The 25,701-nt window shown below is 39.3% G+C and carries 19 protein-coding genes; 16 read left to right on the forward strand and 3 right to left on the reverse strand.

All coding sequences use genetic code 11. The features are described 5' to 3' along the window. Nucleotides 1-49: 49 nt before the first annotated feature. Nucleotides 50-2,731, forward strand: a complete 2,682-nt coding sequence (locus LJE12_RS08250) for a putative Ig domain-containing protein (protein ID WP_118338615.1) — start codon at nucleotides 50-52, stop codon at nucleotides 2,729-2,731. 286 nt (nucleotides 2,732-3,017) lie between these two features. Continuing rightward, nucleotides 3,018-3,782, forward strand: coding sequence for a hypothetical protein (locus LJE12_RS08255; RefSeq protein WP_118338614.1), 765 nt, complete (start codon nucleotides 3,018-3,020; stop codon nucleotides 3,780-3,782). A 142-nt stretch (nucleotides 3,783-3,924) separates the two neighbouring features. Here LJE12_RS08255 and LJE12_RS08260 read toward each other — a convergent pair whose 3' ends face one another. After that, complete coding sequence (locus LJE12_RS08260) at nucleotides 3,925-4,371, reverse strand: peptidoglycan-binding domain-containing protein (protein ID WP_227226537.1); 447 nt, start codon at nucleotides 4,369-4,371, stop codon at nucleotides 3,925-3,927. Between the two features lie 213 nt (nucleotides 4,372-4,584). Between LJE12_RS08260 and LJE12_RS08265 the strand changes: the two genes are divergently transcribed. The 5 genes from LJE12_RS08265 to lanM are packed head-to-tail and all read left to right on the forward strand — an operon-like array spanning nucleotide 4,585 to nucleotide 10,182. Beyond that, on the forward strand, nucleotides 4,585-5,139 hold the full coding sequence (locus LJE12_RS08265; protein ID WP_025579787.1) for a hypothetical protein: 555 nt from the start codon (nucleotides 4,585-4,587) through the stop codon (nucleotides 5,137-5,139). A 5-nt stretch (nucleotides 5,140-5,144) separates the two neighbouring features. Next, nucleotides 5,145-5,852, forward strand: a complete 708-nt coding sequence (locus LJE12_RS08270) for a LytR/AlgR family response regulator transcription factor (protein ID WP_055057283.1) — start codon at nucleotides 5,145-5,147, stop codon at nucleotides 5,850-5,852. Between the two features lie 3 nt (nucleotides 5,853-5,855). Further along, nucleotides 5,856-7,355, forward strand: coding sequence for a sensor histidine kinase (locus LJE12_RS08275; RefSeq protein ID WP_119254049.1), 1,500 nt, complete (start codon nucleotides 5,856-5,858; stop codon nucleotides 7,353-7,355). Beyond that, nucleotides 7,345-7,485, forward strand: coding sequence for a hypothetical protein (locus tag LJE12_RS08280; RefSeq protein WP_154108151.1), 141 nt, complete (start codon nucleotides 7,345-7,347; stop codon nucleotides 7,483-7,485). The genes LJE12_RS08275 and LJE12_RS08280 overlap by 11 nt, the downstream gene beginning before the upstream one ends. Before the next feature lie 36 nt (nucleotides 7,486-7,521). After that, nucleotides 7,522-10,182: a type 2 lanthipeptide synthetase LanM gene (gene lanM, locus LJE12_RS08285; protein WP_227226538.1), complete on the forward strand. Its 2,661-nt coding sequence runs from the start codon at nucleotides 7,522-7,524 to the stop codon at nucleotides 10,180-10,182. A gap of 52 nt (nucleotides 10,183-10,234) precedes the next feature. Here the strand turns inward: lanM and LJE12_RS08290 are convergent, their stop codons facing one another. After that, on the reverse strand, nucleotides 10,235-10,759 hold the full coding sequence (locus LJE12_RS08290) for an RNA polymerase sigma factor (protein ID WP_025581192.1): 525 nt from the start codon (nucleotides 10,757-10,759) through the stop codon (nucleotides 10,235-10,237). 300 nt (nucleotides 10,760-11,059) lie between these two features. Between LJE12_RS08290 and LJE12_RS08295 the strand changes: the two genes are divergently transcribed. From LJE12_RS08295 to LJE12_RS08315, 5 genes are all read left to right on the forward strand, one after another. After that, entirely contained in the window at nucleotides 11,060-11,290 is a 231-nt protein-coding gene (locus LJE12_RS08295) for a BhlA/UviB family holin-like peptide (protein ID WP_025581193.1), read from the forward strand. 492 nt (nucleotides 11,291-11,782) lie between these two features. Beyond that, complete coding sequence (locus LJE12_RS08300; RefSeq protein ID WP_025579939.1) at nucleotides 11,783-13,492, forward strand: IS1634 family transposase; 1,710 nt, start codon at nucleotides 11,783-11,785, stop codon at nucleotides 13,490-13,492. 2 nt (nucleotides 13,493-13,494) lie between these two features. Next, entirely contained in the window at nucleotides 13,495-13,722 is a 228-nt protein-coding gene (locus LJE12_RS08305; protein ID WP_022381277.1) for a hypothetical protein, read from the forward strand. A 4-nt stretch (nucleotides 13,723-13,726) separates the two neighbouring features. Beyond that, a complete protein-coding gene (locus LJE12_RS08310) occupies nucleotides 13,727-14,005 on the forward strand; it encodes a hypothetical protein (protein WP_022381278.1) in 279 nt (92 codons plus the stop codon). A 236-nt stretch (nucleotides 14,006-14,241) separates the two neighbouring features. Continuing rightward, nucleotides 14,242-15,417, forward strand: a complete 1,176-nt coding sequence (locus LJE12_RS08315; RefSeq protein WP_022381279.1) for a leucine-rich repeat domain-containing protein — start codon at nucleotides 14,242-14,244, stop codon at nucleotides 15,415-15,417. A gap of 80 nt (nucleotides 15,418-15,497) precedes the next feature. Here the strand turns inward: LJE12_RS08315 and LJE12_RS08320 are convergent, their stop codons facing one another. Beyond that, on the reverse strand, nucleotides 15,498-17,210 hold the full coding sequence (locus tag LJE12_RS08320; protein ID WP_022381280.1) for a hypothetical protein: 1,713 nt from the start codon (nucleotides 17,208-17,210) through the stop codon (nucleotides 15,498-15,500). 523 nt (nucleotides 17,211-17,733) lie between these two features. On the opposite strand from LJE12_RS08320, the gene LJE12_RS08325 reads away from it, so the two are divergent. From LJE12_RS08325 to LJE12_RS08340, 4 genes are all read left to right on the forward strand, one after another. After that, nucleotides 17,734-18,450: an ABC transporter ATP-binding protein gene (locus LJE12_RS08325; protein ID WP_022381281.1), complete on the forward strand. Its 717-nt coding sequence runs from the start codon at nucleotides 17,734-17,736 to the stop codon at nucleotides 18,448-18,450. 3 nt (nucleotides 18,451-18,453) lie between these two features. Continuing rightward, nucleotides 18,454-22,236, forward strand: coding sequence for an FtsX-like permease family protein (locus LJE12_RS08330; protein WP_227226540.1), 3,783 nt, complete (start codon nucleotides 18,454-18,456; stop codon nucleotides 22,234-22,236). Between the two features lie 106 nt (nucleotides 22,237-22,342). Then, complete coding sequence (locus LJE12_RS08335) at nucleotides 22,343-23,548, forward strand: amidohydrolase family protein (RefSeq protein WP_055060203.1); 1,206 nt, start codon at nucleotides 22,343-22,345, stop codon at nucleotides 23,546-23,548. 25 nt (nucleotides 23,549-23,573) lie between these two features. Then, nucleotides 23,574-25,268 carry an AAA family ATPase gene (locus LJE12_RS08340; protein ID WP_227226539.1) on the forward strand — a complete coding sequence of 565 codons (1,695 nt, stop codon included), beginning with the start codon at nucleotides 23,574-23,576 and terminating at the stop codon, nucleotides 25,266-25,268. Nucleotides 25,269-25,701: the final 433 nt, after the last annotated feature.

Here is a 25,701-nt window from a genome sequence, read left to right on the forward strand (position 1 = left end):
TTAATTAGGTAAATTGATACTTTTATATTTTATTATCTGGAGGAGAAGAATGAAAAGTAATTACAAAATTTTTACAGCAGTTTTTTTATCGGCAATTATGACAGCAGCAGCTCCGTTAACAGTATGTGGGGCGGAAGTTTTTTCGGCGGGAGAATCTTTCAGTGATGGAACGGGGAGTATTCCTGCCATATTGACAGATATGGTTCTGCCGGATGGAGAGATTGGAACGGAATATCAGGTACAGCTTGAAGCTGATACAGATGTGAACTGGAGTCTGGAAGAGGGAAGTGAGCTTCCGGCGGGATTTACGTTGTCTTCCGGGGGAGTGATCAGTGGAATGCCACAGGAGGAAGGGAGTTTCAGCTTTACTGTACAGGCGGACAATGGTATTGGAGTTTCTTCACAGGAACTGAGCCTTTATGTTGCACAGCGTGAGCAGGAACCTGTTATAAAGCAGTATGAGCTGACATCAGGTACTGCTTTGATCGATCTGGGAATTCATGCAGAGGGAGAACAGTCACGTAAGCGGTTATTTCTTTATAATGCAGGAACAGATTCGCTTCATCTCTCTGATTTTCCGCAGAGCAGATATTTTGATTTTTCCTACGCACCGATTTTCGATACAAATACGGATGAAGAAATGCAGCCCGGAAGTTGTGCGGCTGTGGACATTGATGATAAGAAGAATCTGCCTGCCGGAAATTATGAAGAGACAGTGACATTTGAGACAAAAGAGGGTGCTTCCTGTAAGGTTACTCTGAAAGTAATTGTGGGAGCTTCCTCTGAAAAAGATTATGAGCTGAGTATAGAAACAGGTACAGAAGAAGAATTTACAGAAAGCGATTTCTATGACCCGGAATTTCGTGTGGAGAAGTATGTAGTGGTCAGAAATTCAGGAAAAAAGGAAACCAGAATACGGATAGATACTTCTGGTCTTAAGAATTTTGAAGTGGATGACCAGATGGCAAAGTGGACAGAAGATTATGAGGAACAGGATTCCAAAAAGCTGCTGAAACCGGGAGAAACGCTTTATTTTTATATATTGCCGAAGCAGGAATACGGAATTTATGATGAAACGTTTGCATTTCTCGCAGATGACGGAAGCAGATATCCTCTTCATGTTACAATGAACAGAGAGAAGAATCCGACAGAAAAGAAGCAGCTGGAAATTACTGAAAAGTCTGCCGGGGGTTTTCCGACAATGCAGTGGGGCTATAAGACACTTCCGGAAGCAAAGACATATATTCTGAAAAATGTTACTGATACAGATATGAAGCTGTCTTTTAACCGTAGTAAAGAATGTAGTGTGTTATTATCTGGAAATGCTTATCTGGCACCTGGGGAGAGCACAGAACTGAGACTCTGGCCCAAACTGGGGCTTTCGGTGGGAAAATATAGTTTTCAGGTGACTGTGACTGCGAAAACAGTGGCAGGAGAACACCTGACAACGCAGAATCTGTATAATTCTTTTATTGTAGGAGACCGGACTTATCAGGGACTGGCAGATGCTGTTGCGCCTGTGACCGGAATTACCAATGGTGCAGAAAAAACTGCTGATGCTTTGCATCTGCCGAAGTCGCTGGAAGTCTATGGCGCCGAGGTGAATGGAGAGAAAACAACATTTTCTGCGTCTGTGAAGTGGGATGTGGAGAATTGTGCTTATGATCCGAAAAGCAAGGCAGCTCAAAGTTTTCTGGTCAACGGATCTCTGGAACTGAATGAGGATGAAAATAATGAAGGGCTGGACACTGCCGTACAGATAATGGTACAGGTGGATGCTTATCAGACATTAAACAGACCAGTTATTGATACGCGGTGGACCAGAGTGATCACAAATTATGCAATGCTTTATCTGAGAGATCTTTCCAATGAAGCGGACGGCTATCAGTTTGTGACAGCGAAATCTCAGAAGGATCTGAAAAAAGGGAATTATACTGCGCAGACAAAAATTGCAAATTCTGAACTGAATCAATATCCTGAGCTGAAGTATATTCCGGAGGGAACACATAGTCTTTATTGCAGGGCATACAAAGAGAACAGCAGCCATGTTATGGAATATGGGGAATGGTCAGACGGGGTTCCGGTTACGGTAAAGGTAAAGACTCCGGACGCACCTGTGGTTCAGAAGGTGCAGGTGAAGAAAAATGATGTCAGAATAGTACTTAACAGCAAGGGTGAGGAACCGGACGGTTACGATGTTGTTGCTGCCAGAAGTAAGAACGGAAAAGAACCATCGGATTATATAAAGGTAAAGAGTGGGTATTCCGGAAGCAGTAAAGAGCTTATCTTACGGGGTGTACCGGCAGGAACGTGGTATATTGGCGTACATGCTTATAAATATCTGAATGGGAGCAATACCAAAGTGCTCAGTAAATGGGCAGAGGTCAGGAAGGTAACTGTAAAAACAAGCCTTGTAACAGGAAAACCTGCTGTTAAATCAGCTAAGGTTTCCAGACAGGGAACAAAAAGAAATGTAACGGTGACGTTTACTGTTCCAAAGTCCTGTGATGGAACAGACTGGGTACTGGCAAAGAAAGTTTCCAAATCTGATAATGGCAGCTATACTGGTGTAAGCAGTTATGCTTACACAAAGAAAAATCAGACAAAAACCACGGTGGTCTTTAAAAGTGTGAAGCCCGGAGTCTACTACCTTGCAGGACGTGCCTATGTAAAAGGCTATGCAAAAAGTTATACGAAATGGTCGAAAATAAAGAAAATAGTTGTGAAATAAGCACTGTTGCCATTTGTTTCACAGAGATTTCACTTTTAAGAAAAAAGCTCCCGCTTTTACCAGGCGTTTATACATGCTTTTTCCCGTAATACTCAAAATTTACGGTACTGCCAATAAACTTATTATACTCAAATCTTGTCTGAATTTGGAGATAAATAATGTCCTTTTTATGACAGATAAGGGACATATGAGGCATCAAAGCCTGTGGAGTATGTAATAATGAACAGGAAAAGCACATTATGATAAAGGCAATGACATTTTTAGAAAATGTAGAAAGGACAACAAAATGAAGCAGAAAAAGATTGTAATTATTATGGCAGGGATTTTAACAGCAGCGGCTGCTATGACGGGCTGTGCGGAACAGAATAAAACAGCGACACAGGTTGATTATACGCAGAATTCACAGGGGAAATCCGAACAGACAAAACAAAAAACAGCAGAAAAATCTCAGCCGGATAAAAAACAGGTAAATAAAAGTACATCCGGTGGAAAAGAAAATTCAAATCAGACTGCGGATAAGAAGACGAAAGTATTTGCCTCATCCAATAATGCGGGCGATGTACAGAATTCAGGGAATGATGCGGATAATACAGATGATTCACAGAATACAGATGATTCACAGAATACATACGTGGACAATAATTCATCTGAAAATAATGGCTCAACAGGCGACGGTGGCAATCAAATTGATCAGACAGCAGATCAGGCGATGATATATGACAGTGAGGGAAATGGAAGACTGATTTCTCAGGCTGACGATGGAAACTGGTATGACAGTGACGGAAATTGTTATGGAAGCTGGGAGGATATTGGGCGTGCTATGGATGAAGATGGTGTTACGGATCAGGATGGCAATAAATACTACTGGACCTGGACCGCACCTGATGATGCATCAGGAAAAGTAAGAGATCCGTATGACCTGTATTCCTGGGATCCGGGAACCAATTCCTATATACCGTTTCAGGCTGCGGAATCTGACTGTAGTCCTATAGGCAGAGGAAACGGCTGGTATTATTATGATGAAGACAGCGGCGAATATGTTCCGTGGTAAAAAATAAGAAAACAAAAGAAACAGTTTTGAAATCATTTTGATGGGTTTCAAAACTGTTTCTTTTTATATACAAGAAATAGTGAAGGGGCATATCCGGCAGAATCAGTGAAAAGAATTCTGCCGGATGTTTATCTGGTAAAGATCAGCTGATCAGTTTCAGGAAAGTATTTCTGTCACAGGTTCCGGAAACCGTTAAGCCCTGTGCCTTCTGGAATGCCTTTACAGCAGAGAGAAGTCCTGAGCCAAAGGTACCGGGAATCTCTATACCGTTTGGATCATAAGCACGTAAAAGAAGGAGAATCTCAGCGGCAGTTACCATATACTGTGTTTCACCATTTTTTACATAATGCTGTCCAAGAGCATTGTCTGTGTTTGTTCCCCAGATACCGTCTACATCCAGACCGGCACCATAATCCCTGTTCAGAGCTGTCTGAAGAACTTTAATGCCTGCTTTTTTGGTAGCAGCGTCTCTTTTTCCGGTAATAGAGATTCCGGCATTGGCGAATTTATTGGCATAACCCTGACCTTTGCGGATTTTTGCATTTCCTGCAGTTGGCTGAGGTTCAGGATCAGTAGTTGAAAAAAGCATTTCCTGATTGTTGCTTCGAGGTCAGAAAAATGCTTTTCGAGGACAAAAACACGAAAATTGTCGAATTGTAATTATATTTAATCCTGATTTTTCATAAATAAAAATCCTTTCCTTTGATAAAGTTTAACAGACGGAATTAAATATGTATAAGGACATAAATGACAAGCGACTAATCAAATTTGATATGTTTTATGACAGGAGGAATATAGGAATATGGACGAATATACAAAGGATTTGTATACCATGATGTTTTCTTTGCAGACTTTGCAAAATCAGGGAATTACAATCAGAGAAACTGTATATAAAAGTCTGGACAAATTACTGTTATGGAATAAAGAATCTGAAAACAGTAAATATCTCGAATTAGCGTTGCTTCATATGCAGGCTTATGCTAATATGGGATTTGCTTTAGATGAAGAAAATAAGACAATACGTGAGATATTAAAAAAGACAGGAAAGACCAGAGAAGACTTTTTCCCGAAAGGATATCTTCTTGGAAAGAGAATTAAACTGACCAAGTCACAGGTTCGTGGTATGATTGGAAGATGGAGACCTTCCAGAGACAGTCCGATGACAATCGGAGAACTGGTGGATGATATCATCAGAAAGGTAAAAAACCATGAGGAAGGCAGATACATTTATCAGTATCACAGAACTGATGTGACAACCAAAGGGGATATCGAGGTTTATGAGCTGGTCATCAATAAGGATGAAAGTTATTTTTATGATGTGAAGAAATTCAGATTTTATACATTCATGGAGGAATAATTGCTATGATAAGAATAATGATTCTGGATGATGACGAAATGTATCTGAAAAAAGAAAAGGAGATTACAGAACAGTATTTTGCAGAGAAAAATATAGATTGTACGGTAACGACATACCAGAATGTGGAATGGTTTCTGCTGGGATTGAAGGAAGAAAAATTCGATATGTATCTTCTGGATATCCGGATGCCTGGAGAAAACGGAATAGAGGCAGCAAGAGAGATACGCAGACTTTATCCGGATCCGGTTATTATATTTATTACAAATTTTGTGGATTATGCAATAGAAGCATATGAGGTAAACACCTATCGTTATATCCCCAAAGAGTGTCTGAAGGAAAAACTTTCGCAGGCTTATGATGCGCTTCTTCCTGTAATTATGGAGAAAGAAGAGCGGTACTATATCATAAATAAAAGAAACGAAGTTGAAAAACTGGCATATTCTGATATTTTCTATATGAAAAAAGAAGGAAAATATGTGATTTTTGTGCACAGGCGTGGGGAAGTAAAGATCAGAGCAAGTCTGTCAACAGTAGAAAAAGAACTGAATTCAAAAGAATTTATTATATCTGACAGAGGATATCTTGCAAACATCCAACATGTGATGAAGATGAAAGGAAGGGATCTTTATATGCGGGACGGTAATATTATTACAGTTGGCAGAGAAAGATTCAAAGGTGTCAGAGAAGCAATTCTGAATTACTGGGGGGTATGAAGAATGCTTAAAGTTTTATTGTATGGACTGGCAACGTTTATGGAGACTGGGATAGGTGTCTGGATATTTGGGCAGATGTTTCCGAAGCGGAAGGTACTGAAGAGAAAGCAATATTTTTCGATGTGGTTAATGTATTTATGGATAATGATAGGGGCATATACATATCCTAAGCTTTTTTTGCATGTAAATAGAATTCATGGATATTTAGGATGCATAATCGCATTCTATTTATCTGGTATATTAGGAATGACTATATTTATTGTAAGATGTAAAGAGTGGGATTTAATAAAAATAATAGGATTTATATTGATGCTTGCTCAACTTGAATGTCAATATTGGAATTCTTATCAATCAATAATTATGATATTGTTGGGAAATATAGTTCCTGTTTTATATTTGTATATATTTTATCAATGCAGTTTGTGGGATGCTTATTTGTGGGAAATAATCTATTTAGCGAATATAGCATTGCTAAAAGAACCATATGTAGCCTATGTAGGAACTTTTAAGAATAGAAGTTTTATTGACTTTTTTTTATGGCCACGTGAACATTTATATAGCGAAATTCTTTATGTGATTATTATATACAGTATGATTCTGCTCATGAATAAGTACATTTGTATATCAAGATGGATAAATCCGTTGTTGAAGGAACATAAAAAGTATTTATTTATTATGACATGTGCTGAGGTATATGTTCTAAGTATTTTAATGCATTTTGGTGAAGGAAAAATAACAGAAAACAATCTGACAATTACATTAATTGTCTTGATGATATTGGTTTTAGGTTTGTTGTTTGTATATTTAAAAATGCAGGAAAGACTAATCAAATCAGAAAAAAATATTCTAAATATGCGATTTGAAACAATGACAGAACAATATAAAGAATTAAAAAAATCATATGACAAATATCGATGTCTATTGCATGATGAAAAACATATGATTTTATATTTAAATGAATGTTTAGATAATAGGGATATAAAAGAAGCTAAAAAAATTCTACGAGGTTATAAAGAACTAACATTTACAAAAGATAAGGCAATATGGACTGGAATATCTACATTGGATTTTATGTTGAATATAAAAATTGAGAAAATGAGAGAACAGGAAATTGAATTTAAAATAAATTCTCAGGTTGAAAAGATTCCGATGGAAGAATTAGATTTTATTATGATGATGGGAAATCTTTTAGATAATGCAATTGAATCTGCTGTCAAATGTAGAAAAGGTGAAAGGTATATTGTATTTAAAATATATAATATAAATGATATATTTGGGATTAAAATTAAAAATTCAAGTATATCGAAACCAACGATGGTTGGAGATGACTTTTTGACGGAGAAAAAGGAAAAAGATATTCATGGCTGGGGAATAAAAAGCGTAAAAAAGATATTAGAAAAATATAATGGAGAATTAAATTTTAAGTATGATAATTCATTTTTTGAAACTCATGTAATCATTGAAGATGATATAAGTATAATGGAGAATATTTATGAAAAATAATGAAAAGAACTTTATAGGAGATATAAATAAAGAATTAGAAGAAATTGAAAAACTGGACATTTTAGAAGAAATCGAGGAGAGTCTGTTGACAATGCTTGGATCAGTTAATTCACTATTTTGCTGTCATTAGTAAAAAACAGTAACTAACAGTAGGAAGTATATTAAATTGATAAACATTATTCAACGAATAGTAATATTTGATATATATCGAAAAAAAACCAACCATGATCTTCGGGGTAATAACGTAAAAGAACAATATGATTATTATGAAAAAAAATATCTTAACAATGCAACATATATAAAATCTTTACTGCAGGAATATCCCGAGTTAAAACGTCTGCTTGAATTAAAAAATAACTCTATCCAGAGAGCAGAATGTGAAATCAGGAAATCTCTTTATGCAGAAAAAGAACAGATACAAAAAATATTCTGTGATGGAAGAAAGTTTTCCGGGACTGTGGGAATTTACATGGCGAAAGGCGATATACACAGAGGAGGACGAAGTGTGGCAAAGGTAGAATTGGATAATGGAACAATTCTGTACTATAAGCCGCATAGTCTTGATAAGAATATAAAATATCAGGAACTTTATAACTATTTATGCAGAAAAACAGGAATCTCCTGCAGGACGGTACAATATTTATCTCATGATTCCTATGGATGGGAAGAAAAAATTGAGAATATTCCCTGTAAAAACGAAAGTGAGGTGGAGCATTATTATTTCAGAATGGGCATACATCTGTTTTTGGGATATGCCCTTGGAGCAACAGATCTTCATGGTGAAAATATTATCGCACATGGAGAATATCCTGTGATTATCGATATGGAAACGTATCCGGGATATTTAAAACAACAATCAGAAAAAGACGGAAGTAGTGTAGAAGAAAAAATAAACAAAAGTACAGAAATAAAATTGGCAAATTCGGTTATACATACAGGAATGCTCCCTGTTCTCACATGGGGCAGAGGAAACAGCAGAGTTCTTATAAGTGCAATGGGAACAGAGGAAAAGATAAAAACGCCGTTTAAACTTCCTGTGGTAAAGGATGATAAAACATCTGATATTCACATAGAATATGAACCTGTGGAAATGCAGATAAAGGAATGCATTGTAAGACTAAATGATCAGGTTATCAATGCGGCAGATTATACGGAATGCATTATCAGAGGATTTTGCAGAGCGTACATGGTGACAATGGCAGATAAGAAAGTGGAGGTGATGTTGTCCGGCTTTTTTGACGGACGTTCCAGAGTTGTACTGCGGCATACCCAACAGTATGCAATGTATCTTATGGCTTCGTTTCATCCGGATTATATGAAGTCAAGAGAATGCAGGAAAGCTCTTTTGAATGTGATTCACAAAGAGGGGGAATCTTCTTTTATGAAAGAGATTCATGATTATGAAATTGACAGCCTTCTGGAAATGGATATACCCTGCTTTGAGATTGATGCGAACAGCAGATCTGTTTATGATGGAAATGGCGGAGAACATAAAGAATATCTGCCCTGTACTCCTTATGAGTCATGGCGAATGCATATGAAGCAGATGAGTTACTCTGATATGGAATGTCAGTGTGATTATATCAGGCTGTCCATGGAAATGCTGAAGGCATCTGATGGAAAGAAAAAGATGTTTCCGACCAGGATAAAGGGATATGACACAGATAAAGAGCGCAAAATATACAGTCAGATCAGAAAGATAGTTCATCGAATCTGCAGCAGAGCAATTATCCGGGAACAGAGCGCCGGCTGGGCGGGTCTGCAATTCTGGGATAATGGTCACTGGAATCTCAGATCAGGTGGAATATATTTATATGATGGAATATCCGGGACAGTCTTGTTTCTTGCAAAATATCTTCATGATTTTGAAGAAAAGAATGCAAGTGCAGAAGAAATTTATCATCTTGCTGTTTTGAGATTGAAAGCTTATACAGATGAAATACACAAAAAACAGATTTATGATAAAAATCTTCTGACAGGTATTGTAAATGGAGAAAGCTCGGTGGTATATACCTATCTTTATCTGTTTAAACTTACAGGAAAAAGAGTATGGATGATTTATGCGGAAAAGCATTTCAGCATTATTGAGAGGGTATGGAAAGAAGATTCACAACTGGATTATCTGAGCGGAAATGCCGGAGCTATTGTAATGGCAGTAATGTTATATAAAGAAACCGGAAATCTGAAATATTATGAAATAGCGGCAGATATGGAAAAAGATTTGTGGAAGAAAGGACAGGAAACCGGAAATGGATACGGATGGAGATTAAAAGGAACAGACGGACCGCTGGCTGGAATGTCTCATGGCAACAGTGGATTTATGATGGCTTATGCAGCGTTGTATGAATGTAATCATAAAGCGGAATATGCTGATAAAATACAGCTTTTGCTGAGATATGAGGATTCTCTGTACTCAGAGAAAGCCGGAAACTGGAAGGATTTACGAGAGAGTTCAGGGGAAAGCTTCATGAATGCATGGTGCCATGGGGCGCCGGGAATCCTGCTTTCACGAATGAAACTGGAAGAGCTGTTTCCCGAGGATATGCAGATTAAAAAAGACAGGTTAAATGCTGCTGACTCTTTGTTTTATGGAGAACAGGATGAAAAAATTTGTCTGTGTCATGGGATGTCCGGGAATTTACTTATTATGAAGAAGTATCTTCGAAAATATGGTAATAAAAAAATGAAGGAGCAATATGAGGCGTTATGTGACTGCCTTTTATTTCAACTGGATCACCCGGCAAAAATATCTGGGACAGAATATCTGAATCTGGCTTTTATGAATGGCATTTCCGGTACGGGAATGGCATTAATGGAAATTTTATGAAAACTAAGGGAACACCTGCAGACTGTAAATTTATGGTCAGCAGGTGTTTCTTTTATTTGTTTTCGGAAATATATCTGAGAATTAGTTTCTTCTTCATCCGATTGACGTACTGGCGGGACAGCTTCAGTTTCCGGGCAATCTGGGCATCGCTTTTATCCTGATAAAAGTACATGGACAGAATTTTTCTCTGGACACTGTCCGAAGGGTAAGAGTTGATATATGCGGTTACATCATAATAGGTGTCATCAAAACTGTCGGGAGCCTGTAATGAAACAGAACAAGAATCAAAATCATCTTTTTCAGGTTCGGAAAGACAACTGCGGCAAAGGGAACGATATCTGTTTTCGACAGAGGTCTGCATGTATCTGATACATTCACCTTCTGAGGATGAAGAACTTAAATATGGCAATGTCTTTAACAGAGTAAGATACAATTCCTGTGTGGAATCTTCACGTTCCATGCAGTGAATCCGGGATGCATATCCTTTCACAAGCGGTTCCATACGTTTGAGAATTTCACTGTCTGAATCTGGGATACCATTTTGATAATTTTGGATAAGTTCTGTCAGTGTTTTCATAGGTATCTACCTCCTTTTTAGGGGAAGTAGTAAGAAAACTGCTGATCAGAAACTAAAAAAGAAAAAAATTTGTGAGTTTACAAATGGAAGAGAAAAAACTCTTTATTAAGTGAGGTTGCAAATTTAGATCAGCGATAGGAGAAGAAATACATGGTAAAAAGAGATTTGCAAAATAATTGTAGAGAATAGAAATATGCTTTAAATTAAAACGGTAATAATAAGATTAGAAAAGACTTTTAGTAGACAAAACATAGAAAAAGTTTGCATAATAAAAGAAGATTAAGGAAGGAGGCAGAAACCATGGAAACAACGGTTATGAATGTGGCAGTTTCACAGGGAATCTGGGCTGTGCTTGCGGTTTTTCTTCTGATTTACATTGTGAAATCAAATGAACAGAGGGATACAAAGCAGGAAGAACGAGAGAAAAATTACCAGACGGTGATTGAGAGTTTAACTGAGAAATTTCAGATTCTGAATCAGGTTCAAAGCGATCTGAAAGAGATTAAGGATAATCTTTTTAACAAAAATTAAATAGGGAAAAGAAAAAAGCCTTTTCTGCAGGATATATTTTTCCAGCGGAGAGGGCTTCTGTCATTTTAGGTAAGAAAATAGGTTAATTTGAGAAAAATATGTTTACTAAAATGGTAGATGAATATAAGCATAACATTCGTGTCCATTAGAATACTTTTAATCCCAGATTTACAGATGTTCGTATAGTAAATGGTATATTATGATAATAAAACCTGACTTTTGGGTAGTGTAAAATAGATTAAAAAAAAGGCCGCAATCCAAGTGTTTATGCTGGATTGCGGCTTCTCTGTTTTGTCATTTTTTCATGGTGTTTTTTCTACTTTTTTGCTTTTGCCAAAATTTTTTTATTTCTCCTTAACTTCCAAAAATGAGTAGCCCTAACGAAAATAAAATTTTAAAAAAGCCCGTATTTCTGCGGAAATTATTGCAAAAATACGGGTTGTGCTGTACAATAAATTTAGGGCTATATAAACCTGAATAAAGGAGGCAAATATGTACCTGAAATCAAGAGTTAAGCTACCGGATGTGCATGGAAAATTGACCCGATTAAGACGCGGGGATATCACATATATTAAGTATGAGTATGATCGCTATTATGATCCGGAGAAAAAATATACCTATCCACAGAGAGCGACTATAGGCAAGGTATGTCCAGATGATGACACTATGATGATTCCTAACGAAGCCTTTCTGAAATACTTTCCAGATGCAGTCTTATCAGGGATGGAAGACCGGACAGAACGTAGCAGCTGTCTGCGGGTTGGTACATATGCTGTAATGCATAAAATAGTATTGGATTATTCGTTAGACAAGCTGCTCGGACAGTTCTTCTCTGAGCGGGATATGGCATTATTGCTTGACCTTGCCTCTTACTCTATTGTAGAAGAAAGCAATGTGGCACAGCATTATCCGGATTACGCATACAATCATCCACTGTATAGTTCTGGTATGAAGATCTATAGTGATGCGTCGGTAAGTGATTTCTTTAAGAGCATCACCAAGGATAAGAGTACAGGCTTTCTGAATGAATGGAATGCAAAGAGAAATCGAAGGGAGCGTATTTATATTTCCTATGATTCTACGAATAAGAACTGTCAGGCCGGAGAGATTGAACTGGCTGAATTCGGTCATGCCAAGACAGATATCGGTTCAGCTATCATCAACTATTCGGTTGGATATGATCTTAAGAATAAAGAACCACTCTTTTATGAAGCCTATCCTGGAAGTATTAACGACGTATCACAGCTTAGGACCATGCTTGGTAAAATCACTGGGTATGGCTATAAAAAAATCGGTTTCATTTTGGACAGGGGATATTTCAGCCGTGGAAATATACGCTATTTAGACGAATGTGGTTATAGTTTTGTGATCATGGCTAAAGGCATGTCTTCTTTCATAAGTGATTTGATCTTAGAGAACAAAGGAACGTTCGAAAATAAGCGCTCTTGTGACATGAATGCCTATGGTGTGTATGGAAAAACAGTACAAAGGACTTTATTTGAAGGCGATGAAAAAAAGAGATACATTCATATTTATCATAGTATTTCAAAAGATGCTGATGAACGGGAGCATTTTGAAAACGCACTGAGAGAGCGGACAGCTTTGCTGATGTCACATCAGAATGAAACAGTAGAGTTTGGTTCAGCTTACGAAAAATACTTTTATCTTCACTACGATAAAGATGGCGTGTTTTTATATCCGGAAGAAAAAACAACTGTGACAGAACGGGAAATATCATTATGCGGATACTTTGTTATTATTACATCCGAAAGGATGACCGCAAAGGAAGCACTGCATCTTTATAAGAGCCGTGATGTATCTGAGAAACTTTTTGCCTCTGATAAATCATTCCTTGGAAACAAGAGCATGCGTTCACATACAAACGAAGGAGTTGAGGGAAGGATTTTTACACAATTCATCGCACTGATAATCCGAAACAAAATTTATACTGCATTACAGGAAGAGAACGAAAAACTTGAGAAGAAACAGAATTATATGACAGTTCCGGCAGCAATCAGGGAACTTGAGAAGATTGAAATGACACGCCAGACGGATAATGTATACCGGCTGGACCATGCTGTAACAGCAAAGCAGAAAAAAATCTTAGAGGCTTTTGGGATGAATGAAGGAAACATTACTTATCGAGCCGGAGAGATCAGTAATACACTTAAGAAATCAAACATTCAGAAAGAAAGGCGGTAAATATGGCACGTGAAATAAACGCAGAACTACTGGACACTAAAATTGAAAAAGCACAGAAGGATCTGGTGAAAGCAAAGCATCGGTATGATGCTGCGGCAGCAACATTAAAAGATTTATTGGATAAGAGGGATGCACTTCGCCAGAAAAAGTTATTGGATGCTATAGCACAGAGTGGACGGAGCTATGAAGAAATCATGCAGTACCTGCACAGTAAATCTGAAGAGGCGTGATCAAATGTTAACGGAATACTATTTTGCAGTCAGGTATGGAGATATCATTATTCTTCTCTATCATGAAGATATGATGTCTGTATGGGAATTATTATTTAAGAACAGCCAGAAGGAAAAGGCATTGAAAAGATTTTTAGAATACTGCTACATGATAGATGTAAAAGTAGCATTCGAAGGTTTGAAAGGAGAAAAAACCAAAGGGTTAAAGGCAACTCTTAAATTTGCGAAAGAACATGATATGTGTATGACTGAAGCACAGATTCAAGGTGCCAATAACATGTAAATTTCCAGCCCGAGATGCTTTTAGGGCTATTCCAGGCTGGAAATTAAGGCAGCTGCTAAACAAAAGGCTTTCAGACTACAGGCGAACATATGTTGCTGCAAAACTGTGGAGATTAATTTAAATTTGCATTTTGGTTCGGGGTCATTAGAATACTTTTAATACCAGAAATACAGGATCTTTTATAGTTAGTGATATACTATGATAATAGATGAATATTATTGATTGGAGGAGATTCTATGAAGTCAAAGAAAGTAAAGAAAATATTGTTGATTGCTTTAACGTGTGTAGCAATTTCTGCATCTGTCTCAGCAGAAGCTGCTATGAAATCACAGATAACCATTGAAAGTAAAAATAAGTATGAACAGTTGAAAATTTCAGAGAGCCGTGTGTATGGAGAATACCCAACTGGAGATTATAAGAAGATAATGCTTCTTCCTTCGGTTTCTAAAGTAGAAAAATTTTGTTTTGAAGATAATTTGAATATAGAAGAAGTAGAGTGGATGGCTTCAGTAGATACTGTTCCAGTTTTTGCCTTTAGCACATGTCCAAAGCTTAAAAGGGTAATACTTTCTGATAATGTGAAAAAAATTGGACAAAGTGCATTTATATACTGCGGTGAACTGACGAGTGTTAAACTTCCCCAAAATCTTCAAAGTATAGATTTTTTTGCATTTGCTGACTGTCGAAAACTGAAAACGTTATATATACCTGAAACAGTTACTGAGATAGGTGCTGAGGCGTTCATAAATTGTGATTCTCTAACAGTTCATGGAAAGAAAAATTCATATGCATACTATTACTGTAAGATGAATGGTATTCCTTTTGTAAGTGAGGGAACTGCTTCAAAACCAGAAACAAATCGTCCGTATATAAAATCTGTTGATTCAGATATAGTAAACAAACAAATCTATGTTACAATTGATTTGAGCGGAAAAGTAAAGAATGCAGATGGATATCAATATCAAATATATGATGGTACTAAGGTATTAGCTAATAAAAATTCTGCAAACACAACCTGTATATTAAAAAAAGTGCCGACTATGGGATTTGCCAGAGTCCGTTCTTATACTGTTCAAAATGGTAAAAAAAGTTATAGCAGGTGGTCTAATGAAATGCGGATGCCTCCTGTTAAACTAAATAAAGATAATATAAAATTAATAAAAATTACCGGGAAAAAGAAAACAGTAACCGCACAGTTTGGAAATTTAAAATACAGTGATGGGTTTGATTGCGTACTTAAGAATGCAGATTCAGGAGAAAATATTGTATTAAAAAATCAAAAGAAAAATACAGTTACTTTTAAAAATATAAAACCGGGAGTTTACTATTTGAAAGCGCATGCATATACGTTGTTGAATGGTATTAAACAGTTTGGCGTATGGTCAGATAATAAAAAAGTTGTTGTTAAATAGAAAATTGGAATTATAAAAAGCAGGCGAAAAACTGCCTGCTTTTTATAATGGAAATTTATGCTGTTATTGATGTAGCAAAATCAAGCTGTAATAAATTCAAGCGTATTATACTGAAAGAAGCCGTCAGTGGATGCTAAACCACTGGTGTGGGTAGCATCTTTGACATTGACATTGCACACAGCGATTAATTTATTATTTTGATCCAGAGCCACTGATTCCAGTTCAAAACTGTTATATTTGCGGCCCTGAGCATCTTTAGCAGGAATATCTGTAACAAATCCGAAATCCGGATATAAAAGTTTGCTATCATCAAGTTTTTTCAGATTATAATGAAGCAAGGTGTTTTTTGTTGTGATTTTAGTCGTTACTCCACTTACAGTATGTGGATTACTGGTTCCGACAAAAAGCCCTAATTTATTGTGATAGAAAATATCCTGGGATGTAGGCTGACCGGCGTTTACCAGTGTACAAAGATAAGTGGCTTTTACATTTTTTTCATTTTCAAATGTACATTTATAGAGCTTTAATGTTCCGTCAACAACGGACAATAATAAAGCTGTATTTGCCTCATAAAAATAATTAATTGCTTTAAGAGCAAATGATTTATCGTTATCGTTGGGAGTTACTGTATATGTTATTTCCTCATCCTCTTTGTTACTGCTGATAGCAACCACTTTGTTATTTCCTGCGACAACAAAGAATTTTCCGTTAAAACAGCTCATACCGTTGGCATGACCTAATAAACCGTCAGTGAATGTTTTAAAGTGAGATACACCTGCGCTTGTATTCATATAATTTTTACAGTAGCCAAGAACAGCGACTTTATCTTGACTTTGTTTTATAAAATATGGAGTATTGTTTCCGTTAAAGGATACACATCCCAGATTAGTTGTTTCATAGTTGGGATCTACTTTGGTAGGTACACGGGCTCCTGCTTTAAAACCGCATGCAAAAGTATAGGTTTTACCGGAGTAGGTAATGCCTTCCAGCACAGAGAATTTATCTTCTGCGGTTCCATCAGATGTTATAACATTGGATGCAAGCACAAGGTGATTGGCTTTCATACAGATTGATTCAAGGTTGTACTGCTTATATTCACCTGTTTTATTTACATTGATGACCGAACATGGAGTGTATTTTTTACCTTTATCATCAGTAAGATGATAATCAACTACCAGAATACGGTTCTGAAGTGTTGAAAAAGTGTTATTTGTCAGGATAAATAATCCAAATGAAGTGTGATAGTAAATATCCTGAAGCCGTGTGGTATAACCAAAACCTGAGTTAGTAACTGTGAATGTACTTGCTGCTTCAGCAGCCTTCCAGTCTACAACACTGAAAGCTAATGTCCCAGCATTGCTCTTGTCAGCGTAATGCATAATGATAAATTTCTCGTTAGTTCCGTCAGCTGCAGTGATACCTAATGCGCCTTTTGGACAAATTTCATTGATACTGTACGTACCGAGCTGATTGCCTTTGGTATCCAGTTTTACGATGGTTGTAGAACCGCCGTAACCTTTATGGTCTTCTGCAAGCATATACAGATAATTTCCAATTTTGGTAAGTCCCAGAGCGAACCAGTTCAGATCTTTTTTTACGGCAGTTGCTTTTGTTGCCATGTAGTCAGTCGTTTTGAGTAATGTAGTTTTAAGACCGGTTGTCTTTACGCAATACATATCTGACCCCACAATGGCAATTCCCGCTACATTTGTTGCACTTTTATCGGGAATCAGTGCACCGTCTACGGGGGTAGCTGAAATAGTTAAAGTTGTTCCGTTAAATGTTCCTGGCATAATTTTTGCCTCCTTTAAATTTTTTGAATTTGCAAATTCACTATATAAAGATGCTGCTTTTTGTGATTTGTAAACCATAAGTGTGTATATGAGCATGATTTTTTTCTTTCATGCGGAAATCAGGTAAGAATAAAAATAAAGATTCGAGGTCAGATGATGTATGTTTAGTCCCACTTTTATATTTTCGTCATCAGCTTAATGTAAAATAATAACGGGTAAAGAAGATATAAGATGTTCTGGTACACGAAATAAGAAGAAAGGAGATATGCCACATGGTTAAAATGATGAACCGCCTGAGATGATCAGGCGGTTTTGAAGTATCTGGATTTTTTATGAATATTTTATTTTTAATTACAGGTATAATGTGTTACAATAAATATAACCATTAAGACTACCAGGCAGGTCAGAATTTGACCTGCCTGTAAATAAATACGGAAATAAATCGGGGTCAAAAGAATCGTTAATAATTGTAACAAAATAAAATTACCGGTGTAGCAAAAATAAAATTACAGGGGAAATGCGGATGAGTGAGATGACAGATGCATATGTAAAACTGGATAAGGTTTCCAAGATATATGGAACCAAAGAAGTAAAGATCGTTGCAGTGGATGAGATCAGCTTTGAGATTGCCAAGGGAGAGTTTGTAGTGATCGTTGGTCCCAGCGGTGCGGGCAAGACGACAGTGCTGAACATTCTTGGGGGTATGGATCAGGCTACCAGCGGAGAAGTTCTGGTGGATGGAAGGAATATTGCCAGATATAACAGCAGGCAGCTTACCGGTTATCGGAGAAATGATATTGGATTTGTATTCCAGTTCTATAATCTGGTGCCTAATCTTACAGCGCTGGAGAACGTAGAACTGGCATTGCAGATCTGTAAAAATCCGCTGGATGCCAGGGAGGTTCTGGAGGAAGTGGGACTGAAGGACAGACTGACCAATTTCCCGGCACAGCTTTCCGGTGGTGAGCAGCAGAGAGTTTCCATTGCCAGGGCACTGGCGAAGAATCCTAAGCTCTTACTGTGTGATGAGCCCACAGGTGCACTGGACTACCAGACTGGTAAGGCAATCCTGAAGCTGTTGCAGGATATGTGCAGGGAGCGTGGAATGACAGTGATCGTCATTACCCATAACTCGGCGCTGACACCTATGGCAGACCGTGTGATCAAGATCAAGAACGGCAAGGTTTCCAGGATGACAATGAATGACCATCCTACACCCATAGAGGAGATAGAATGGTAGGTGATGAATATGAAAGCAATGCATAAAGATTTCTGGATGGAGATACGCAAGAGCAAAGCCAGATTTATTTCCATATTTATGATCGTTGCTCTGGGAGTTGCGTTTTTCTCCGGGATACAGGCCTCGTCACCGGATATGCGCTTCTCAGGTGATGCCTATTATGATGAAACCAATCTTATGGATATCAAAGTAATGGGAACTCTGGGACTGACGGAGGATGATGTAGCTGCCATTAAGCAGGTGGACGGAGTAGAGAATGCAGAGGGCGCCTATGGTACAGATGTAATGTGTGGAGAAGGCGAGAAGCAGAAGGTACTTCATGTGGAAGCTGTGGATCAAACCATGAACCGGATCTCAGTGACAGAGGGAAAAGCTCCGGAAAAAAGCGGAGAGATTTTCCTTGACTGTATTTTTGCTGAGAGCAATGGATATAAGGTGGGTGATCAGATTACCCTGAAAGAGGGCGGAGACAGCGAACTGTTGAAAAAGACAGATTACACAGTTGTAGGTTTAGGAGAGAGTCCGCTTTACATATCCTATAATCGCGGAAATTCCACTCTGGGTTCCGGTGAGGTTAATGGATTTGCCTATGTGCTTCCTGAGGATTTTGACCAGGAGGTTTATACACAGATCTATGTGCAGGCTCATGGGGCACAGGATCTGATCAGCTATACAGATGCTTATGATTCCCTGATAGAGCGAGTGCAGGAGCAAGTGGAGGGGATTGAGGCAGAACGGTGCCAGGTCAGATATGATGAGATTGTAGAGGAAGCTAATGACAAGCTTGCAGATGCCAGACAGGAACTTGAAGACGGCAAGAAGGAGGCTGATGAGAAGCTTGCGGATGCCAGAAAAGAATTGGAGGATGGCGAAAAGAAGTTAAAAGATGGCAAGAAGGAATATAAGGATGGCAAGAAAAAGCTTGCAGACGCAAAAAAGGAACTGGAGGACGGAAAAGCCCGGCTTGCAGATGCAAAGAAGGAGTTAGAGGACGGCAGATCCCAGCTTGCCAGTGCGAAAGAGCAGATTGCCAGTGGCAGAGCACAGATCGCATCTGCAAAGGAACAGCTGAATGCCGGATGGGCGGAGGTTTCCGAAAACCAGGCAAAGCTTGATGATGGAAAGGCTCAGCTTGAGGATGGCAAGAACCAGTTAAGTGCCGGTGAGAAGAAGATTGCAGATGCAAAGACGCAGCTTACCCAGAGTCAGCAGGAACTTGACAATGGCAAGGCGCAGATCCAGTCAGGCAGAGAGCAGATTGCAGCAACCAGACAGGATTTAAATGCCAAAAAGGAAAGCTGCAATCAGGGACTTGCGCAGATTGAGCAGCAGGAGGCCGGACTTGCAGAAGGAGAGGCTCAGCTTGAGGGTGCCAGAAGTCAGCTTGCAGCATTGCAGGCACAGTATGAGCAGGCACAAGCTTCAGGCACATATTCCGAGGAAGACCTGGCGGCTCTGGCAGCACAGGTTTCCGCTTATCAGGAGCAGGTGGACAGTCAGGCGGCCCAGCTGGAAGCATCCAGAAACCAGATCGCAGCAGCAAGAAGTGAACTGGAGAGTGGTTTAAGCCAGGTGGAGAGCGGACTGGCCCAGCTTGATGCAAAGGAAGCAGAACTGAACCAGCAGGAGGCCGCATTTCCCGATGCCCAGGCAAAGATTGATGCAGGATGGAAAGAGGTGAAGGCTCAGGAGAAGAAGCTGGAACCAGCCAGAAAAGAGATTCAGGAAAAAGAAGCCCAGCTTGAGTCAGCACAGGAACAGATCGATGCTGCAAAAGCAAAACTAAATTCCAGCCAGGCTCAGTTAGAGGAGAAGGAGGCAGAACTTGCTTCGGGAGAAGCACAGATCCGGGAGAATGAAGGGAAGCTTGCTTCCGGCGAGAAAGAGATTGCCGACAATGAACAGAAGCTGAGGGATGGAGAGAAGGAAATCTCAGAGAACGAACAGAAGCTGAAGGATTCCAGAAAGGACATCAAGAAAGCTGAGAAGGATCTGGAAGAAGGTAAAAAAGAATACGAAGACGGCAAGAGGGATGCAGAGAAAGAAATTGCAGACGGTGAGAAGAAGATTCAGGATGCTCAGGATGAGATCGATGATATCAGTATGCCGGAATGGATGGTAACGGACCGCAATGATCTGCCGGAATATTCAGATTATGGGGATAATGCAGACAGAATGAGAAGTATCGGACAGGTTTTCCCTGTTATCTTTTTCCTGGTGGCTGCACTGGTAAGTCTGACTACCATGACACGAATGGTGGAAGAACAGAGAACCCAGATCGGTACAATGAAGGCTCTGGGATACGGCAAGTATGCGATTGCATCCAAATATCTGCTGTATGCCTTTCTTGCCACTGTGGGAGGCAGTATTCTGGGAATTCTGATCGGAGAGAAGATCCTGCCTTTGGTTATTATTAACGGGTATGGCATTATGTACAAGGGCATGATGAACAATATCCAGATCCGTTATGAGTTTAAATTTGCAATGATAGCAGCAGGTGCGGCAACTGTGTGTACCGTCGGAGCCACCATTTTCTCCTGTTACAGGGCACTGGCGGAAACTCCGGCATCACTGATGCGTCCTCCTGCTCCCAAAGAGGGTAAGAGAATCCTGCTGGAACGGATCCCGCTTTTCTGGAAGCACTTGAATTTTACATGGAAATCTACTCTGAGAAACCTTTTCCGATATAAAAAACGTTTCTTTATGACGATTTTCGGTATTTCGGGAAGTATGGCGCTGATGCTGGTAGGTTTTGGACTCAGGGATTCCATTATGGATATTGCCAGACGGCAGTATCAGGAGCTTCAGCATTATACAGGAACGATCATTGATGATGAGGATGCAACGGATAAGGAGAGACAGGAGCTGGATGAATTTTTGAAGAATGACAGCCAGATCGAGAGATATACCCATGTGCAGTTTACCAAGATGAGTGTTCCCAGAAATAAATCCAATATCAGCGTATATGTGTATGTGCCTGAGAATCTTGAGACCTTTAATAAGGATGTAACTCTTCAGGACAGAAAGACAAAAGAGAAATATAAGCTGACGGAAGCAGGTACAGTGATCAGTGAGAAGACGGCAACTCTGACAGGACTGAAAGTCGGGGATACCATGACCATCACAAAGGATGGAAAAAATTATGAGACAAAGATCGCAGCAGTGACAGAGAATTACATGGGACATTATATTTATATGACAGGAAATGTCTATGAACAGACCTTCGGGGAGAAGCCGAACTATTCTGCAACTGTGTTCACAGTAAAAGAGGAGTACAAAGAATCAGAATCTGAGGTGGGAAATGAGATCCTGAAGTATCCGGCTGCGTTAAGCATCAGCTATACCAGCAGTCTGGAGGCTCAGCTTCACAGAATGCTTGGAGCATTGGATACGGTGATCATAGTGCTGATCATTTCTGCGGGAATGCTTGCTTTCGTGGTTCTGTATAATCTGAACAATGTCAATATTACGGAGCGTCAGAGAGAACTGGCAACCCTGAAGGTGCTGGGATTCTATGATACTGAGGTTTCGGCCTATGTATACAGGGAGAATGTTATCCTTACCCTCATCGGCGTGCTGGCAGGGGCTGTATTCGGAATCTTTTTGCACAGATATATTATCCGTACTGTGGAAGTGGATGCGGTCATGTTCGGAAGAAATATTAATCCTGTCAGTTTCCTGTACTGTGGACTGCTGACAATTGGATTCTCCATGATCGTAAATCTGTTTATGCATCAGAAATTAAAGAAGATTGACATGGTAGAATCCCTGAAAAGTGTGGAATAAACGATTTGTCGCTTTATTGCGGAAAAGAAGAAATTGTTTTTCTGTGGTTTTTAAATAGGTAGTCAAACGGATAGAATGGATAAGAGGAAGAAAGGGGAATATTATCATGGGAACAGCAAATCAGATAGAGCAGGAATTAATGAACTATATATCCGATCATAAAATCAGGAACACGCATTCACATCATCTGCCGGAACAGGCGATGGTGGATTTTGATCTGGATAAGCTGATAAATAATACGTATTTACAATGGCAGCAGGTAACTCCGGGGACAACAGCAGAAAGCAGGAATGCATATCTGGAAAAAACACGATATAAATCTTATTTTGTCTGGCTTCAAAAGGCAATCGGGGAGTTGTATGGAATATCAGAGCCGATCACAGCTCAGAACTGGGATCAGATTTCAGATCAGATCAGAAAAGCGCATCAAAATCCCGACTTTTACATGGATGTACTGAAAAATAAGTGTAAGTATCAAAAAGTAATCGTAGATACCTACTGGAATCCGGGCTCTGACAATGGAAGACCGGAACTGTTTACGCCTGCTTTTCGACTGGATTTGTTCTTTTTGGGCTATAAAAAAGGACTTCGCAATCATGACGGTGTATCACTGGAAGAGAACTTCGGTGAGCTGCCGGACAATTTACAGGATTATGTGGAGTGGGTCAGAAAGTGGATCATACAAAAAAAGAGTGAGGGCTGTGTGGCCTTAAAAATAGCGATGGCCTATGAGCGTAGTCTTCATTTTGAAAAAGTGACGCGGGAGCAGGCTGAAAGGGTATTCCGTTTAAAAGAGTCGGATATAACCCAGGAAGATATCAGATGTTTTCAGGACTATTTGTTCTGGAAAATATGTGAAATTGCGGCGGAAGTGTCACTTCCATTACAATGTCACACAGGAATGGGGCAAGTTATAGATACGAATATACTGCAGTTGAACAATGTGATAAAAAATAATCCGGAAACGAAATTTGTGCTACTGCATTGTGGCTTTCCATGGGTGGATGATCTTTTTTCCATAGTAGACGGATATCCGAATCTATATCCGGATCTGACATGGCTTCCAATCTTATCCTACACCGCATCAAAACGTGTAATGCATCAGTTGATCGAGATGTCCCAGATTGATAAAATCTGCTGGGGATGTGATACGTGGACAGTAGAGGAAAGTTATGGCTCCCTTCTTGCATTCCGTTTTTCACTGTGTAGTGTTCTGAGAGAAAAAATAGAGGACGGATATCTTTCCGTAAATAATGCAAAGGATATTATTGATAAAATTTTGTTCGACAATGCGGGAAAAATATACGTATGACACCAGAAAGGAGGCGGAAGTATCCATGAATTCAACAATTTCCATTGGAATGCAGGATTTTGGTAAGCTGATCAGAAGTGGTGTGTTTTATGTGGATAAGACGTCTTTTATCAAAGAATGGTGGGAGAATCAGGATGATGTAACACTGGTCACGCGCCCGAGACGTTTTGGAAAGACGTTAAATCTGAGTATGGTGGATTATTTTTTCTCCAATCAGCATGTAGATTCCGGAAAGCTGTTTGAGAAACTGGATATCTGGAAGGAAGAGAAATATCAGGATTTACAGGGAACGTTTCCTGTGATTTTTGTCAGTTTTGCGGGGATAAAAGCTGAGAATTATGTGACTGCAAGAGATGGAATCATTCAGGTGCTTCTTGACCTTTATGCAAAATATTATTTCCTTTTACAAAGCGATGTGCTGAATGAGCAGGAAAGGGAGTATTTTGCATATGTCAGACCAGATATGTCAGATGCGGTAGCAGCGATGGCACTTCACAGACTTGCCATCTGTATGTACCGGTATTATGGAAAAAAAGCCATTATTCTGCTGGACGAATATGATACTCCTTTGCAGGAAGCATACGTGTATGGATACTGGGAAGAACTTACCACTTTTATCAGAAGTCTGTTTAACTGTACATTTAAGACAAACCCTTATCTGGAGCGAGGGCTGATGACAGGAATCACCAGAGTGAGCAAAGAATCCATTTTTTCGGATCTGAATAATCTGGAGGTTGTGACCACCACATCTGAGAAATATGCTTCTTCTTTTGGATTTACAGAGCAGGAAGTGTTTCAGACTCTGGAGCAGATGGGAAAGGCAGACAAGAAGGATGAAGTGAAGCAGTGGTATGATGGGTTCACGTTTGGCAGGCATACAGATATTTATAATCCATGGTCGATCATTAAGTTTCTGGATACTGGTGAATTTAATACTTACTGGGCGGCAACCAGTGAAAACAGTCTGGTTTCCAAACTGATACGAGAGGGCTCTCCACAGTTGAAGATGGATTTTGAGGATTTGCTGAAAGGAAAGACAGTGATGTTCAAAATGGATGAGCAGATCGTTTTTGAACAGCTTCAGCGAAAAAAAGGTGCAATCTGGAGTCTTTTGCTTGCCAGCGGATATCTGAAAGTGGAGAAAAAAATCCCGGACAGAAGAGGCGGATGTTATTTATATGGACTTAAGATCACTAATTATGAAGTGCTGCTGATGTTTGAAGATATGGTGGAGAGCTGGTTTCCGGAAGAAAGCAGTTCCTATGAGAATTTCAAACAGGCGTTGCTTCTGGGAGATCTTGATTACATGAACCAGTATATGAATCAGGTGGCCTTACAGACATTCAGCAGTTTCGATGTGGGGAGAAAGCCTTCAGAGCATTTGGAACCGGAACGATTTTATCATGGATTTGTGCTGGGGCTGATTGTAGATCTGGCAGATAAATATAAAATTACTTCCAATAAAGAAAGTGGCTTGGGCAGATATGATGTGATGATGGAGCCTCTGGTGGAGAATCTGGATGGAATTATCATGGAGTTTAAAGTGCATAATCCGGCAAAAGAGAAGAATCTGGAACAAACGGCAGAGAATGCTTTGCGGCAGATCAGGGAGAAAAAGTATGACACAGAACTGGAGATGGCAGGAATTTCCTCAGACAGAATCCGACATTACGGATTTGCCTTTGAGGGAAAGAAAGTCCTGATCGGCAGTGATTCCTGATAGTTACTGTTCACACGTCACTATCCCGCGAGGTGTTTTGGCATGAGAATGCCAAAATCCCGAGACATACCGCGCGAATTTATGCGAATAGCATAAATTCTGTGCATCGCGAAGCGTGTTACTGGGCACGGAGTGAACAGTAACTCCTGATAAATTTGTGAAATCCGGAGAAACATTCTTGACAAGAAAGCCTTTTTTCATTATAGTAGAATCCAGAAAAAGGCTGTGAAAAAGAGGAGTAGGCGGTAATGTCCCACAGAGAGGGAAACTTATAAGCTGGAAGGTTTCCCGGGAACAGAAGCGCTGAAGGTAGCTTTGGAGCCGGGAGGCTGAAGTGAGTGGTATGATATAATACTGGTGCGAGCTGTGAAATCAGCATAGCTGATTTCCCCTAGCGAGCGGAAGAAATTCTGTAAGCTTTGGTAAGCTGATA

It is taken from the genome of Blautia sp. DFI.6.71, assembly GCF_020593585.1.
GTDB classification, from domain to species: Bacteria; Bacillota; Clostridia; order Lachnospirales; family Lachnospiraceae; genus Blautia_A; species Blautia_A wexlerae.